We start from the raw sequence: 14,247 nt of genomic DNA, 5'->3' as shown, positions 1-14,247 counted from the left end.
TGATCTCACCGACGGGATGTCGGTCAACACCTCACAGCAACAGGAGACAAGACGATGCGTCAGATCCCCGTGGACACCGCCAACGCCACCGTGATGGTCGCCAAGGCCCCTCAGCCCAAGGTGAAGGATCGCCGGACCGGTGAGATCGCCCTCGACAAGGACGGTGCCACCCTCATGGTCGTGGAGGTCATGTTCTCCACGCCCGACGAGGTGGAGATCCTCAAGCTCACCGTCCCGCAGTCCGGCGTCTCCGAGGACCTGGCCATGGGCACTCCGGTGGTCCTGACCGGCCTGGTCGCCTCGCCGTGGGAGAACGAGTTCAACGGCCAGAAGCGGCACGGCATCGCCTTCCGCGCGGTCGCGGTGACCTCGCTGACCGCTGCAGACGCGGCCTCGAAGGCGGCCTGAGCCATGACGTGGCTGATCGTCGCTCTGGTGCTGGTCGTCGCCGCCGCGGGTCTCCTGCGGTGGCGGCGCCCCGCCTGGTACTGGCTGACCTTCGGGGTCACCCTCGCCGCGCTGCGGGTCCTGGTCCGCTATGGCTCGGTCATGGACGCCTGCGGCCTCACCGTCCCGGCCCCTTGCTGGCGACTGGCGCTGGCCCGGATGACGAACCGCCCCGTTCCCGGACCCCGTGCCCCGCGCATCCTGCGGTTCCGAGTGACCCGGACCGGCCTGGTGCTCCGGCTCAAGCTCCGCCCCGGTCAGGACGCCTTCGACGTGGCCGCCTCATGTGATCGGCTACGACACTCGTTCGCCATGTACGGCGTGACTTCTCGTGAGCTGCGCTCGGGTGTGGTCGAGCTGCGCATGACCGGTTACGACGTGCTCAAGCGTGTGCAGATGCCTGCCGTGGCCGACACCCGACCGATGCGGGTCCCGGTTGCCCTGCGTGAAGACGGGGCCGTCCACTACCGCGACTACCGAGCCGTTCCGCACGCCCTCACCCTGGGGGCTACGGAGTCCGGGAAGTCAGTCTATCAGCGCAACCTCGTCGCCGCCCTCGCGCCGCAGCACGTCGCCTTGGTCGGCATCGACTGCAAGCAGGGTGTCGAGCTGTTCCCGCTGGCCCGCCGGTTCTCCGCACTCGCCGACGACCCCGACACCGCCGCTGAACTCCTCGACGCGCTGGTGTCCCACATGGAGGACGTCTACCAGCTCATCCGGGCCGAGCAGCGGATCACCGCTGACGTGCCGGATGCGGAGATCGCCGCCGACATCTGGGACCTGCCCGAACACCTGCGGCCGGTGCCCATCGTGGTCCTGGTCGACGAGGTCGCCGAACTCGCCCTCTTCGCGACCAAGGAGGAGGAGAAGCGGCGGGACCGCATCATCACTGCCCTGGCCCGGCTCGCCCAGCTCGGCCGCGCGGCCGGCATCTACCTGGAGATCTGCGGGCAGCGCTTCGGCTCCGAACTCGGCAAGGGCATCACCATGCTCCGCGCCCAGCTCACCGGCCGCACCGCCCACCGCGTCAACGACGAATCCTCGGCGAACATGGCCCTCGGCGACATCGCCCCGGACGCCGTCCTCGCCGCGATTCAGATCCCCACCGACACCCCCGGCGTCGCCATCACCGGCGACTCAACCGGCGGCTGGGCCCGCATCCGCGCCCCGCACACCTCGCTGCGGCAGGCCGTGAACATCTGCAACCGGCACGCCGACCTGACCCCGGACCTTCCCGCCCTCGCCCCGTTCCGGCCCGCGCTCGGCACCCTCACACCGGTTCCGGCCCCGGCAGTCGAGTCCGCCCCGGCCGCTGCCTGAGCCACACCACCTGATCGGTCGGCGCGACCGCTTCGCGCCAAGTCCCTACCCCTGCCATGCCAGAAACCGGAGGTGCACCCGTGGACACCCGCGAGGACTTCAACCGCACGGTGCAGCTGCTCAGCGCCCTGGCCCTGTACGCCCACACCTTGGGCGCCGACTCCGCCTTCGTCGACGCCATCGGCCCCTCCCTGGCCGTCTCCCTCCCCGAACCCCCGCCCGGCATCTTCCCGCCCGGCTACGACCCCACCGACGGCCCCCAGTACCCGGGAGGGCAGCCGTGATGGCCCGCCTCCGCGTCGACGCCGTCCTGGTCCAGGCCGTCATCGCCGGGGCGCTGTCCTTCGCGCACCTGCACGACCTCGCCGCCGCTGCCGGACAGGACGGTTGGAAGGCCTGGGCCTACCCGGTCTCGGTCGACCTGCTCCTGGTCGCCGCCTGGCGTCGACTGCGCACGGACGGGCCGTCCCGGCTCGCCTGGTGCTGGTTCCTCATCGCCCTGGTCGCCTCGCTCGGCGCGAACGTCGCCACCGCCGGACTCCTCGACCTGGACGACGTCCCGGCCTGGCTGCGCATCCTCGTCGCCGCCTGGCCCGCCCTGGCCTTCATGGGTGGCACCCTCCTCGCCCACTCACCCACTCGGCAGGAGCCGGAAGCGCCGGCACCCTCCGCCCCGGACCCGGAGCATGAGCCCGAACCGGTCACCGCTGCTGAGCCGGACCCGGAACCTCAAGCCGTAGCGGTCCCGGCGGCCGAGGAAGCCCCGGCCCTGCCCACCGCGAAGCCCCGTCCGGTGGTGCCGGTCCCGGCCGCGCTGGTCGACCACGCCCGCAAGGTCGCCGCCGACCACCAGCACCGCACCGGCTCCCGGATCGACACTGACACCCTCCGCGCCCGCCTCGGCGTCCCGCCCCAGCTCGCGGACGCCATCGCCGCCCAGCTCACCTGACCCGAGAGGAGACCCCGTCATGCCTGCCCGCGACTTCTTCCACTCCGTGATGCGGATCGGCCCGGTGCAGATCGGCACCCACCGCGATCGCAACGGCACCACCAAGCACGCCGCCGTGTGCAGCTCGGACGGTTGCGGCTGGTCCGCCGACTACTCCAGCCAGTCCGCCGCCCAGCTCGCCGCCCGCACCCACCGCTGCAAGGTCCGCTAGGAGGCCACCCCATGGATGTCCCCCTCTGGTTCGCCCTGGTCGTCGTCGGCTGGCTCGGCGTCAAGCTCATCCGTCCGCCGCTCTGGCTGGTCCTGGTGCTGCTGCTCGGCGGCTACCTCCTCGCCGACAGCCTCCTGTCCCCGGTCATCGACACCGCCGTCAAGTAAGGAGACCCGCTCATGTTCCGGCCCAAGCTCCCGACCATGCCCCAGCCCACCGGCACGGTCACCCCTCCCGCCGTGGTGGAGCCGACCACCATCACCCCGGGCACCTCGGTTTCGCCGCCCACCCCGGCCTCGGTCGCTGGCCCCGCCCGTCCCACGGTCCAGCTCACCCCCGGCACCGCGCTCGCCCTGGTCGGCGGCGGCACCGCCGTGGTCCTGGTCGTCGGCGCCGTCCTGGTCTCCATGCTCCTGGCCGTCGCCATCACCGCCGCCTCGGTCGCCGTCTGCGCCGTCGTCCTGCGCTCGCTGCTGGCCTCCCAGCACCGCCACTGACCGGTCCCGGTGGCGACGCACAAGCCGCCAAGCACGCCGCCGCCTTCCGGGACCCCGTACCTCGCCAACCGCCGTCACCGAAGGGAACGCTCATGGACCTGCAGATAGCCGCCGCCCTGGTGCCGTTACTGGGCTGGGCCGTGCACGGGGGCATCCTCACCCACCGGCTCGCCGCCGCCCGCCGTGACCCGCTGACCGGTCTGCACACTCGCGCCGGTTGGACCACCCGCGCCGAACACTGCATCCGCCGGCACCCGGCCGCCGCCGTCCTCCTGGTCGACCTCGACCACTTCAAGACCCTCAACGACACCCACGGCCACGCCGCCGGGGACGCCGCGCTCATCGCCACCGCCGATCGCCTGCGCACCTGGTGCGGCCGTCACGGCACCGCCGGTCGCCTGGGCGGGGACGAGTTCGTCGCCGTCGTCCAGGACCTGGCCGCCGTCGACCTCGACGCGCTCACCACCGCACTCCACCGGCCGCTGCCCTACAACGGCGTTTCGCTGCCGCTGGCCGCGTCGGTCGGCGTCTGCCGCCTCGCCGAGCTGCCGGTGCCGCTGCTGACCGATGCCCTCGCCGCCGCCGACGCGGCCATGTACGCGGCCAAGGGCCGTGGTCGCCGGGGCTCACGCCTCTCTCGCTGACCGGCCGCCGGGTGGCGCACAAGCCGCCAAGCACGCCGCCACCCGGGGCCGTTCCTTCCAACCGCAATCGAAAGGAACCACCATCATGACCCAGCACACCCCGCCCGCGTCGCGTATCTGCCCGGCCTGCGACGGCTTCGCCTCCGTCGCCGTCACCATCGGCGGCCGTGACCCGCGCGGGCACCTGCGCACCATCACCGCTCACTGCCCGGTCTGCCACGGCACCGGCACCGTCACCGCCCGCCGCGTCCGGGAGGGCGCTGGTGCCTGAGACGCTGCTCGACCCGACCACCCTCGGCGACCTGCTGAGGGTGGCTTCGGCCGTCGACTACCACCGCTGGGAAGAACAGATACGCCGCACCGGTGGCTGCGCCGACCCCATCCACCTGACCGGCTGGGTCGTGCACAAGGACAAGACCACCGGCGAGACCCTGCACCACTACTCCACCGAGGGCGAGCCGGGCGGCCGTCTCCGCCTCGCCTGCGGCAACCGCCGTGCCTCCCGCTGCCCCTCCTGTGCCTGGACCTACGCGGGCGACACCTACCACCTCATCCGCGCGGGCCTCGCCGGTGACGACCGCCGCGACATCCCCGCCACCGTCCGCGATCACCCGCGCGTCTTCACCACCCTCACCGCACCCTCGTTCGGCCCGGTCCACAACCGGCCCGACCGTGGCGTCTGCCGCTGCGGAGTACGGCACGCCCCTGACGCTCCGGAACTGGGTACCGCCCTCGACCCGGCGACGTACGACTACGCGGGCGCGGTGCTGTTCAACAACCACGCGGGGCAGCTCTGGCAACGATTCACCAACCGGCTCCGCCGCGAGATCGCCGCCCGCGCCGGCCTCACCCAGCGCGAGCTGAAAGAGCGCGCCAGGTTGTCGTACGGCAAGGTCGCCGAGTTCCAGAAACGCGGCGCCCTGCACTTCCACGCCGTGATCCGCCTCGACGGACCCGACGGCCCAGACACCCCGCCGCCGTCCTGGGCCACCGTGCAACTGCTCGCCGACGCGATCCGCGCCGCCGCCGCGCACTCCTACACCTCGGTCTCCGTCCCGGCCGCCGAAGACCAACCGGCCCGGACCTTCCGCTGGGGTACCCAGCTCGACGTCCGGCCCGTCAAGGCGTTCGGAGACGGCTCCGACATCACCGAACAGGCGGTCGCTTCCTACGTCGCCAAGTACGCCACCAAGGTGGCCGAGAACACCGGCACTCTGGACCGCCGCATCGGGGAGCTCTCCGAGCTCGACCGCCACCAGGTCCCCGACCACACCCGCCGCCTGATCGAAGCCTGTAAGACGCTCGACCCGCTCTACCCGGACCGACGGCTGTGGGCCTGGGCTCACATGCTCGGCTTCCGCGGCCACTTCTCCACCAAGTCCCGCCGCTACTCCACCACCCTCGGCGAACTCCGTCAGGCTCGCGCCGACTACCGCGCCGCCCAGGAACACGCCGCCCTCGGCCTCGACGACCAGGAGCCGGACACCGTCCTCGTCCTCGCCGACTGGCAGTACGCCGGACACGGCCACACCCCCGGCGAATCCGTCCTCGCCGCCAGCATCGCCCGCGACCTGCAACACAACCGCGAGACCGCCCGCGAAGAGCTATCCGCACTGGAGGGAGTCTGACGTGAAAGACGAGCTGATGACTGTTCCGCAGATCCTTGAGGAGCTCGGAGGTGTCTCTCGGCGGACCTTTTACAGGTGGCGGGAGCTTGGGCAGGGGCCGGCCGCTTTCAAGCTGCCCAACGGTGAACTGCGGGTGTGGCGAAGCGACTTCCGGAACTGGCTGCGGCAGTTGGAGTCGGCCGCATGAGATCTCTCGATGTCAAGGTCTGGAGCGTGCGGAAGCGGAACACAAAGAAGTCGTCCTATGACGTCCGGTGGACTGTCGCCGGAAACGTGTTCTCTGAGCAGTTCCGTACCAAGGGGCTTGCGGAACACTACCGTTCCAAGTTGCTTCGCGCCGCTCATGCCGGCGAAGAGTTCGACGCAGAGACGGGCCTGCCCAATTCGATGGTCGAGAAGGCGGCCTCGATGACCTGGTATGCCTTCGCTCTGAAGTACCTCGCCATGAAGTGGCCGCACGCGGCGCCGAACACGCGCAACGGGATCAATGAGGCCCTGACCGCCGTGACGATGGCCCTTGTCGACGAGCGCCCGGGGCAGCCGTCCGAGGAACTGATCAGGAGGGCGCTTCGCAACTGGGCCTTCATCCTCCCCGGCCCGGACGAGCGTGAATTGCCGACTGAGATCGCGAACACCTTGCACTGGGTGGCCAAAGCGTCGCGTCCGCTCTCGGACCTCGGTGACGCCGCGATCGGCAGGGCCGTCCTGGATTCGCTCAAGCTGAAGCTCGACGGGACGGCGGCAGCCGCGGAGACCGTCCGGCGTAAGCGTCGAACACTCGTCAACGCACTGCACTATGCAGTGGACCTCGGGGAATTCAAAGAGAACCCGATCACGGGAATCCGCTGGAAGAAACCGAAGGTGGCCGGGGAAGTCGATCCCCGGGTGGTCGCCAATCCCGCGCAGGCCCGTTCCCTGCTGACTGCGGTCTCGTACGTCGGTGGGTACGGCCGGGCGCGTGGTCGCCGACTCGTCGGCCTGTTCGCCTGCATGTACTACGGCGCCTTGCGTCCGGCTGAGGCCGTCGGCCTCACCGATGCGGACCTAAAGCTGCCCGAGGCCGGCTGGGGGACGGTGCTGCTGAATCGGACGCGTCCCAGCGTCGGGAAGCAGTGGACGGACTCCGGTGAGACCCACGATGACCGGGGCCTCAAGAACCGGCCGGCGGAAGAGGTCCGGCGCGTACCCATCCCGCCCCAGCTCGTCGCCATCCTCCGGCAGCACCTCGACACCTTCGGCACCGCCGAGGACGGGCGGCTGTTCACCAACGAACGCGGGGGAGTGGTCGGCTCCTCGACGTACTACCGCGTCTGGCAGGAGGCCCGTGCGCTGGCGCTTCCGCCGGCCGCGGTCGCCTCCCCGCTCGCGGCTCGCCCGTATGACCTCCGGCACTCGGCGCTGTCGACCTGGCTCAATTCCGGGGTGGACCCGACGGAGGTCGCCGAACGTGCGGGCAACAGTGTGGAGGTCCTGCTGAGCCGCTACGCCAAGTGCATCGACGGACGGCAGGAGATCGTCAACCGCAAGATCGAGGAGTTGTTGCGCGAGTACGAGTGATCACTCGCGTAGGCCGTTAGCCCTCCAGCCCGCATGGGCTGGAGGGCTTCGCCGTATCTCGGCCGTGTGCCGTCGGCCATTGGTTGCTAGTTGCACCTGCCGCGTCGTCTCTCGCCTCGTTGCCGGACGGTTGCCCCAGGGGTTCCGTCCGATTCGCGCTCTACGCCCGGGCCGTCGGGCTGGCGACTCTCACGGTATGGGGCTTTTAGAAGAGAAGCCGCGGCGGCTGGGTGATGGGCAGTCCCGCTGCCCGTACTGCGGGCTGCTGGGGGATCGAGTGGCGACGATCGAGCATGACTGGGTGCTACTGGAGCCGGACATGCATCCACTGGCTCACACGGTGCCGGCGGAGCATCGGTGGATCGAGCTGTCCGATGGACGGGTGACGGTCTACGGGGTGTGTCCGCCGGATCAGTTCCAGCGGTGCCGTATCGAGCACCGTCTCGCCTGCCCGGCGCAGCCGCTGCCGGATCTGTGGCCGTGGTTGACGAGCCTGCGAGGGGAGAACGCGCGGCAAGCGGAGCGGCGGGACGACCCGAAGCTGCCTCCGCCTCCTGAGGAGTGGCCGGACGCCGGCTGACGGGCACTTCGGAAACCTCGGGGCTGACCAGGGAAGATGCCCCAAGATCCTGTCCACGAATAGTCCACGGACGCCGACATAGGGCCGCTCAGAGCGGCACACGCCTGCACATACGCGAAGACCCCGTTCTCAGCGTTTCCGCTGGTGACGGGGTCTTTGGGCACCTCATGCACGGTGCCCCCGGCAGGATTCGAACCTGCGCACACGGCTCCGGAGGCCGTTGCTCTATCCCCTGAGCTACGGGGGCGTGTCGGGCGCGGTGATCGCGGCGACGGGTAGAACACTACCAGTTCTCCGGGGGTGGTCATGAACCACTTTCCGCGTCGAGCGGGGTCGGCCCCGCCCGGTTCCCCGCCCGACGCTCCATGCGGCCCGTCGCCCGGTCGGGGTGGAAGTGGTCAAACGCCGGACGCGGTGGCCGGTCCCGACCTACTCTCGAGTGGTGCCGAGCACTTCGGGCCGGGTTCTTGTGGTGGACGACAACAAGGTCATCCGGCAGTTGATCAGGGTCAACCTCGAGCTGGAGGGCGTCGAGGTGGTGACCGCGGCCGATGGTGCCGAGTGTCTGGAAGTCGTGCATCAGGTGCGGCCCGATCTCATTACCCTGGACGTCGTCATGCCCCGGCTGGACGGGCTCGGCGCCGCCCGGCGGCTGCGGTCCGACCCCCGGACCGCCGGCATCCCCCTCGTCGTCGTCAGCGCCTGCACGCAGCACGAGGTCGAGAGCGGGCTCGATGTCGGGGTCGACGCCTTCCTCGCCAAGCCGTTCGATCCGCAGGAGCTGGTGCGGGTCGTGCGGTCGCTGATCGACGCGCCGGTCGGACATGTGCGGGGGATGCGGGGGAGCGGGGACGCCGAGGCGGCCGCCGGGCACGCCGGGGGATGACATCAAACCCTTGACGCTGTCCATGCCCGTCCACATCCCGGGACAGCCCCCAAACATGTTCGCCTACCCACCCCCCTCCTCGCCTACGCTTGTCCCGTGACCCCCGTCGAGCTCTCCCGCACCGTGCTGCACGCGGTGCGCCGTGCCGTGGACGAGGGGGAACTCTCCGTGGCCGTGCCCGAGCGGGTCGTCGTCGCGCCCCCCGGGCCCGGAGGCTGCGGCGACTACGCCACCAGCGTCGCCCTCCAGCTCGCCCGTCCGGCCGGGCGGCCCGCCCCCGCCGTCGCCGAGCTGCTGCGCGCGCGTCTCCTGCGCGCCGACGGGATCAGCGACGTCGTCGTCACCGGGCCCGGGTTCCTCAACATCTCCCTCGCCGGCGCCGCCCCCGTCCGGCTCGTGCGCGCCATCCTGCGCGCCGGTCTCCGGTACGGGCACACCGACGACCTCGCCGGTCAGGTCGTACGGCTGCACGCCGCGCACGAGGTGCGGGCCGTCGTCCTCATGGACTCCGTCGCGCGGGTGCTGCGGTCGCAGGGCGCTCGCCCGGAGATGTCCAGCTCACGTCCGCCCGAGGCGGCCTGGGTGCGCGTCCTCGACGTGCCCAGCACCATCCCCACAAGCACAGACACCGACGCCGCCCCCCTCCGCCCCGTCCCCGCCCCCGCCGACCCCCTGCCCCTCGGCCGCGACGCCGCCCGCTGGGCCCTGCTCCACCCCGCCCCGCACGACCGCCCCCATCTCGGCTCCGGTCACGACGCCGCGCACCTCGCCCAGCGCGAGAGCAACCCCCTCTTCCGCGTCCGGTACGCCCACGCCCGCACCCGCGCCCTCCTGCGCAACGCCGCCGACCTCGGCTTCACCCCCGAGCCCGGCCCTCTCACCCCCGGCGCGCAGGAGCCCGCGGGCGGCAATACCCGCGCCCTCCTGCGCAACGCCGCCGACCTCGGCTTCACCCCCGAGCCCGGCCCTCTCACCTCCGAGGGGGAGGTCCAAGCTCTCCTCCTCACCCTCGCCGACCACCCCCGCGTCCTCGCCGCCACCGCCGCGCACCGCGCCCCCGACCGGCTGGCCCGGCACCTGGTCGCCGTCGCCGACGCGCTGGCGCCCCTGCTGCCCGCCGTGCTGCCGCTCGGCGAGGAGAAACCCTCGGCCGCCCACCGTGCCCGGCTCGCCCTCGCCGAAGCCGCCGGGACGGTGCTGGCCGGCGGCCTGACCCTGCTCGGCATCGACGCACCCGAACATCTCTAGGAAGCCCAAGACCTGCCATGAGCCGTTCCGCACACCCCGCCGGGCCCCGTCACGCCGACGTCCTCCCCGAGGGGCACTACCTCGCGCCGCCCGCCGACCCGAACGCCCTCGACCCCAAGGTGTGGGCGCAGACCGTCACCCGTGACGCCGACGGCGTGCTCACCGTCGGCGGGATCGACGTCAAGCGGCTCGCCGAGGAGTACGGCACCCCCGCCTACGTCCTCGACGAGGACGACTTCCGCGCCCGCGCCCGTGCCTGGCGGACCGCCTTCGGCGAGGGCGCCGACGTGTTCTACGCGGGCAAGGCGTTCCTGTCCCGGGCCGTCGTGCGGTGGCTGCACGAGGAGGGGCTGAACCTCGACGTCTGCTCCGGCGGCGAGCTGGCCACCGCGCTGTCCGCCGGGATGCCCGCCGAGCGCATCGCCTTCCACGGCAACAACAAGTCCGTCGCCGAGATCCGCCGGGCCGTCGAGGCCGGCGTCGGGCGGATCGTGCTCGACTCCTTCCAGGAGATCGTGCGCGTCGCCCACATCGCCCGTGAGCTCGGCACCCGGCAGCGGGTGCAGATCCGCGTCACCGTCGGCGTCGAGGCGCACACCCACGAGTTCATCGCCACCGCCCACGAGGACCAGAAGTTCGGCATCCCGCTGGCCGGCGGGCAGGCCGCCGAGGCCGTGCGGCGCGCGCTGCAGCTCGACGGCCTCGAAGTGATCGGCATCCACTCGCACATCGGGTCGCAGATCTTCGACATGTCCGGCTTCGAGGTCGCCGCGCACCGCGTGGTCGGGCTGCTCAAGGACATCCGCGACGAGCACGGCGTCGAGCTGCCCGAGATCGACCTCGGCGGCGGCCTCGGCATCGCGTACACCAGCGACGACGACCCCCGTGAGCCGCACGAGATCGCCAAGGCGCTCACCGAGATCGTCACCCGCGAGTGCGAGGCCGCGAAGCTGCGCACCCCGCGGATCTCCGTCGAGCCGGGACGCGCCATCGTCGGGCCGACCGCCTTCACGCTGTACGAGGTCGGCACCGTCAAGCCGCTCGACGGGCTGCGGACGTACGTCTCCGTCGACGGCGGCATGTCCGACAACATCCGTACCGCCCTGTACGACGCCGAGTACAGCGTCTCCCTCGTCTCCCGCGCCTCCGACGCCGAGCCGATGCTGGCCCGCGTCGTCGGCAAGCACTGCGAGAGCGGTGACATCGTGGTGAAGGACGCGTTCCTGCCGGGCGACCTGGCGCCGGGCGACCTGATCGCCGTGCCGGCGACCGGGGCGTACTGCCGGTCCATGGCCAGCAACTACAACCACGTGCTGCGGCCGCCGGTGGTCGCGGTCAAGGACGGCCAGGCGCGGGTCATCGTCCGGCGGGAGACGGAGGAGGACCTGCTCCGGCTCGACGTCGGATGAGGAACCCCGGGGGGAGACGACGGGCCGGCGGAAGATCTTTCGCCGGCCCGGTCATGGAAATGAAATAGATGTCTCACGATCCGGACTTGGTACAGAAAGTCCCGTTCGGTGGGTGAGACTGGTGCAACCGAGACGGTAATCAGGAAACGAGGTCGGATGATGCGTACGCGTCCGCTGAAGGTGGCGCTGCTGGGCTGTGGAGTGGTCGGCTCAGAGGTGGCGCGCATCATGACGACGCACGCCGACGACCTCGCCGCCCGCATCGGCGCCCCGGTCGAGCTCGCCGGCGTGGCCGTACGGCGGCCGGACAAGGTGCGCGAGGGCATCGACCCCGCGCTGATCACCACCGACGCGACCGCCCTGGTCAAACGCGGCGACCTCGACATCGTCGTGGAGGTCATCGGCGGCATCGAGCCCGCCCGGACCCTCATCACCACCGCCTTCGAGCACGGCGCCTCCGTCGTCTCCGCCAACAAGGCCCTCCTCGCCCAGGACGGCGCCGCCCTGCACGCCGCCGCCGAGGAGCACGGCAGGGACCTCTACTACGAGGCCGCCGTGGCCGGCGCCATCCCGCTGATCCGCCCGCTGCGCGAGTCCCTCGCCGGCGACAAGGTCAACCGGGTGCTCGGCATCGTCAACGGCACCACCAACTTCATCCTCGACAAGATGGACAGCACCGGCGCCGGCTACCAGGAGGCCCTCGACGAGGCCACCGCGCTGGGCTACGCCGAGGCCGACCCGACCGCCGACGTGGAGGGCTTCGACGCCGCCGCCAAGGCCGCCATCCTCGCCGGGATCGCCTTCCACACCCGCGTGCGCCTCGACGACGTCCACCGCGAGGGCATGACCGAGGTGACGGCGGCGGACTTCGCCTCCGCCAAGGAGATGGGCTGCACCATCAAGCTGCTCGCCATCTGCGAGCGGGCCGAGGACGGCGCGTCGGTCACCGCGCGCGTGCACCCGGCGATGATCCCGCTGAGCCACCCGCTGGCCTCCGTGCGGGGCGCCTACAACGCCGTGTTCGTCGAGTCCGACGCCTCCGGCCGGCTGATGTTCTACGGCCCCGGCGCGGGCGGCTCCCCGACCGCCTCCGCGGTCCTCGGCGACCTGGTCGCGGTCGGCCGCAACCGGCTCGGCGGCACCACGGGACCCGGCGAGTCCGCGTACGCCGCGCTGCCCGTCTCGCCGATGGGCGAGGTCGTCACGCGCTACCACATCAGCCTGGACGTGGCCGACAAACCGGGCGTGCTCGCCCAGGTCGCCACCGTGTTCGCGGAGCACGGTGTCTCGATCGACACGGTGCGCCAGCAAGGCAAGGACGGGGAGGCGTCGCTCGTCGTCGTCACCCACCGCGCGTCCGACGCGGCCCTCGGCGGGACCGTGGAGGCGTTGCGCAAGCTCGACACCGTGCGTGGTGTCGCCAGCATCATGCGGGTTGAAGGAGAGTAACCAGCAATGACCCACCAGTGGCGCGGAATCATCGAGGAGTACCGGGACCGGCTGCCGGTATCCGACACCACGCCGGTCGTGACGCTCCGTGAGGGCGGTACGCCGCTCGTCCCCGCGCAGGTGCTCTCCGAGCGCACCGGCTGCGAGGTCCACCTCAAGGTCGAGGGCGCGAACCCGACCGGGTCCTTCAAGGACCGCGGCATGACCATGGCCATCTCGCGGGCCAAGGAGGAGGGCGCCAAGGCCGTCATCTGCGCCTCCACCGGCAACACCTCCGCCTCCGCCGCCGCGTACGGCGTGCGCGCCGGCATGGTCTGCGCCGTGCTGGTGCCGCAGGGCAAGATCGCGCTGGGCAAGATGGGCCAGGCCCTGGTGCACGGCGCGAAGATCCTCCAGGTCGACGGCAACTTCGACGACTGCCTCACGCTGGCCCGCTCGCTGAGCGACAACTACCCGGTAGCGCTGGTCAATTCGGTCAATCCGGTGCGCATCGAGGGGCAGAAGACCGCCGCCTTCGAGATCGTGGACATGCTGGGCGACGCCCCCGACATCCACGTCCTGCCGGTGGGCAACGCGGGCAACATCACCGCGTACTGGAAGGGCTACACGGAGTACGCCGCCGACGGCGTCAGCACCCGGACCCCGCGCATGTGGGGCTACCAGGCCTCCGGCAGCGCCCCCATCGTGCGCGGCGAGGTCGTCAAGGACCCCTCGACCATCGCCACCGCCATCCGCATCGGCAACCCCGCCTCGTGGCAGCTCGCGCTCGCCGCGCGGGACGAGTCGGGCGGCCGCATCGACGAGGTGACGGACCGTGAGATCCTGCGCGCCTACCGGCTGCTGGCCTCCCAGGAGGGCGTCTTCGTCGAGCCCGCGTCCGCCGCGTCGGTCGCCGGTCTGCTGAAGGCCGCCGAGCAGGGGAAGGTCGATCCCGGACAGAGGATCGTCTGCACGGTCACCGGCAACGGCCTGAAGGACCCCGACTGGGCCGTCGCCGGCGCCCCACAGCCGGTCACCGTCCCGGTCGACGCCGCCACCGCCGCCCAGCGGCTCGGTCTCGTCTGACCCGCGGCGACCGGCATCGTCCGGTCCGCGGCGGCAGGTTCCGTCTAGCCCGCGGCAGGCTCCGCCCGGCCCGTCCGGCTCGCGGCGGCAGGCTTCGTCCGGCCCGTCCGCCCGCGCGCTTCCGCCACCGCGGAACCGCGCAACCGGCGTAAGGGACGCGCCTGCCCGGGGACGCTCCCCACAGGGGGTGCACAGGGGGCTTGCGACACGCATCGTGCGCCTCCTGTGCGCCCTATGTCGCAGGTGAACCTTCCTTCGATAGGCTGTAGGGAACCCGCCCGTCGCATATGCCGCGACAGTGCGTCGTCCCCAGGGTCCCGCCAGTGACCCGGGACGGCCCGGAAGCGGCCGGCCAGC

18 protein-coding genes and 1 tRNA gene are annotated in these 14,247 nt (G+C 71.5%); 18 read left to right on the top strand and 1 reads right to left on the bottom strand.

All coding sequences use genetic code 11. The features are described from left to right. Positions 1–54 precede the first annotated feature (54 nt). The 13 genes from C1708_RS10655 (at position 55) to C1708_RS10595 (ending at position 7,833) form a co-directional block, all read left to right on the top strand. Entirely contained in the window at positions 55–408 is a 354-nt protein-coding gene (locus tag C1708_RS10655; protein ID WP_106412446.1) for an SCO3933 family regulatory protein, read from the top strand. Positions 409–411: 3 nt separating this feature from the next. Continuing rightward, positions 412–1,767, top strand: a complete 1,356-nt coding sequence (locus C1708_RS10650) for an FtsK/SpoIIIE domain-containing protein (protein ID WP_106412445.1) — start codon at positions 412–414, stop codon at positions 1,765–1,767. Positions 1,768–1,847: 80 nt separating this feature from the next. Beyond that, on the top strand, positions 1,848–2,051 hold the full coding sequence (locus C1708_RS10645) for a hypothetical protein (RefSeq protein WP_241911220.1): 204 nt from the start codon (positions 1,848–1,850) through the stop codon (positions 2,049–2,051). Continuing rightward, entirely contained in the window at positions 2,051–2,716 is a 666-nt protein-coding gene (locus tag C1708_RS10640) for a DUF2637 domain-containing protein (protein ID WP_106412443.1), read from the top strand. The genes C1708_RS10645 and C1708_RS10640 overlap by 1 nt, the downstream gene beginning before the upstream one ends. A gap of 19 nt (positions 2,717–2,735) precedes the next feature. Continuing rightward, positions 2,736–2,927 (top strand): mobile element transfer protein, encoded by a 192-nt coding sequence (locus C1708_RS10635; protein ID WP_030767843.1) that lies wholly within the window; start codon positions 2,736–2,738, stop codon positions 2,925–2,927. 11 nt (positions 2,928–2,938) lie between these two features. Further along, positions 2,939–3,094, top strand: a complete 156-nt coding sequence (locus C1708_RS10630; RefSeq protein WP_106412442.1) for a hypothetical protein — start codon at positions 2,939–2,941, stop codon at positions 3,092–3,094. Positions 3,095–3,106: 12 nt separating this feature from the next. After that, the gene (locus C1708_RS10625) at positions 3,107–3,424 is read left to right on the top strand and encodes a SpdD-like protein (RefSeq protein ID WP_106412441.1); all 318 of its coding nucleotides are present in this window, start codon (positions 3,107–3,109) and stop codon (positions 3,422–3,424) included. Between the two features lie 92 nt (positions 3,425–3,516). Beyond that, the gene (locus C1708_RS10620; protein WP_106412440.1) at positions 3,517–4,068 is read left to right on the top strand and encodes a GGDEF domain-containing protein; all 552 of its coding nucleotides are present in this window, start codon (positions 3,517–3,519) and stop codon (positions 4,066–4,068) included. 85 nt (positions 4,069–4,153) lie between these two features. After that, positions 4,154–4,339, top strand: a complete 186-nt coding sequence (locus C1708_RS10615; protein ID WP_078634963.1) for a hypothetical protein — start codon at positions 4,154–4,156, stop codon at positions 4,337–4,339. Then, on the top strand, positions 4,332–5,696 hold the full coding sequence (gene repSA / locus C1708_RS10610) for a replication initiator protein RepSA (RefSeq protein ID WP_106412439.1): 1,365 nt from the start codon (positions 4,332–4,334) through the stop codon (positions 5,694–5,696). The genes C1708_RS10615 and repSA overlap by 8 nt, the downstream gene beginning before the upstream one ends. A gap of 16 nt (positions 5,697–5,712) precedes the next feature. Next, positions 5,713–5,883 carry a helix-turn-helix transcriptional regulator gene (locus tag C1708_RS10605; protein WP_191880614.1) on the top strand — a complete coding sequence of 57 codons (171 nt, stop codon included), beginning with the start codon at positions 5,713–5,715 and terminating at the stop codon, positions 5,881–5,883. Then, the gene (locus tag C1708_RS10600; protein WP_106412437.1) at positions 5,880–7,253 is read left to right on the top strand and encodes a tyrosine-type recombinase/integrase; all 1,374 of its coding nucleotides are present in this window, start codon (positions 5,880–5,882) and stop codon (positions 7,251–7,253) included. The genes C1708_RS10605 and C1708_RS10600 overlap by 4 nt, the downstream gene beginning before the upstream one ends. Before the next feature lie 196 nt (positions 7,254–7,449). Next, a complete protein-coding gene (locus tag C1708_RS10595; RefSeq protein WP_198602454.1) occupies positions 7,450–7,833 on the top strand; it encodes a DUF6083 domain-containing protein in 384 nt (127 codons plus the stop codon). Between the two features lie 175 nt (positions 7,834–8,008). Here C1708_RS10595 and C1708_RS10590 read toward each other — a convergent pair. Further along, positions 8,009–8,080 (bottom strand) — tRNA-Arg (locus tag C1708_RS10590). A gap of 141 nt (positions 8,081–8,221) precedes the next feature. Here C1708_RS10590 and C1708_RS10585 point away from each other — a divergent pair. From C1708_RS10585 to thrC, 5 genes are all read left to right on the top strand, one after another. After that, positions 8,222–8,719, top strand: coding sequence for a response regulator (locus C1708_RS10585; RefSeq protein WP_391662883.1), 498 nt, complete (start codon positions 8,222–8,224; stop codon positions 8,717–8,719). Between the two features lie 96 nt (positions 8,720–8,815). Next, entirely contained in the window at positions 8,816–9,967 is a 1,152-nt protein-coding gene (gene nrtL / locus C1708_RS10580) for an ArgS-related anticodon-binding protein NrtL (RefSeq protein ID WP_106412434.1), read from the top strand. A gap of 17 nt (positions 9,968–9,984) precedes the next feature. Beyond that, the gene (lysA, locus tag C1708_RS10575; protein WP_106412433.1) at positions 9,985–11,376 is read left to right on the top strand and encodes a diaminopimelate decarboxylase; all 1,392 of its coding nucleotides are present in this window, start codon (positions 9,985–9,987) and stop codon (positions 11,374–11,376) included. 156 nt (positions 11,377–11,532) lie between these two features. After that, positions 11,533–12,825 carry a homoserine dehydrogenase gene (locus C1708_RS10570; protein WP_198602452.1) on the top strand — a complete coding sequence of 431 codons (1,293 nt, stop codon included), beginning with the start codon at positions 11,533–11,535 and terminating at the stop codon, positions 12,823–12,825. A gap of 6 nt (positions 12,826–12,831) precedes the next feature. Then, the gene (gene thrC / locus C1708_RS10565; protein WP_106412432.1) at positions 12,832–13,890 is read left to right on the top strand and encodes a threonine synthase; all 1,059 of its coding nucleotides are present in this window, start codon (positions 12,832–12,834) and stop codon (positions 13,888–13,890) included. Positions 13,891–14,247 lie beyond the last annotated feature (357 nt).

Origin of the sequence: Streptomyces sp. DH-12 (assembly GCF_002899455.1) — a bacterium.
GTDB lineage: Bacteria > Actinomycetota > Actinomycetes > Streptomycetales > Streptomycetaceae > Streptomyces.
This window is presented reverse-complemented; position numbering and strand designations above follow the sequence as displayed.

Coding starts and splice junctions, on each gene's coding strand:
- C1708_RS10600 (WP_106412437.1), top strand. CDS start 5,880: ATGAGATCTCTCGATGTCAAGGTCTGGAGCGTGCGGAAGCGGAACACA.
- lysA (WP_106412433.1), top strand. CDS start 9,985: ATGAGCCGTTCCGCACACCCCGCCGGGCCCCGTCACGCCGACGTCCTC.
- C1708_RS10570 (WP_198602452.1), top strand. CDS start 11,533: ATGATGCGTACGCGTCCGCTGAAGGTGGCGCTGCTGGGCTGTGGAGTG.
- C1708_RS10625 (WP_106412441.1), top strand. CDS start 3,107: ATGTTCCGGCCCAAGCTCCCGACCATGCCCCAGCCCACCGGCACGGTC.
- C1708_RS10635 (WP_030767843.1), top strand. CDS start 2,736: ATGCCTGCCCGCGACTTCTTCCACTCCGTGATGCGGATCGGCCCGGTG.
- C1708_RS10655 (WP_106412446.1), top strand. CDS start 55: ATGCGTCAGATCCCCGTGGACACCGCCAACGCCACCGTGATGGTCGCC.
- C1708_RS10595 (WP_198602454.1), top strand. CDS start 7,450: ATGGGGCTTTTAGAAGAGAAGCCGCGGCGGCTGGGTGATGGGCAGTCC.
- C1708_RS10605 (WP_191880614.1), top strand. CDS start 5,713: ATGACTGTTCCGCAGATCCTTGAGGAGCTCGGAGGTGTCTCTCGGCGG.
- C1708_RS10640 (WP_106412443.1), top strand. CDS start 2,051: ATGGCCCGCCTCCGCGTCGACGCCGTCCTGGTCCAGGCCGTCATCGCC.
- C1708_RS10650 (WP_106412445.1), top strand. CDS start 412: ATGACGTGGCTGATCGTCGCTCTGGTGCTGGTCGTCGCCGCCGCGGGT.
- C1708_RS10630 (WP_106412442.1), top strand. CDS start 2,939: ATGGATGTCCCCCTCTGGTTCGCCCTGGTCGTCGTCGGCTGGCTCGGC.
- C1708_RS10620 (WP_106412440.1), top strand. CDS start 3,517: ATGGACCTGCAGATAGCCGCCGCCCTGGTGCCGTTACTGGGCTGGGCC.
- thrC (WP_106412432.1), top strand. CDS start 12,832: ATGACCCACCAGTGGCGCGGAATCATCGAGGAGTACCGGGACCGGCTG.
- C1708_RS10615 (WP_078634963.1), top strand. CDS start 4,154: ATGACCCAGCACACCCCGCCCGCGTCGCGTATCTGCCCGGCCTGCGAC.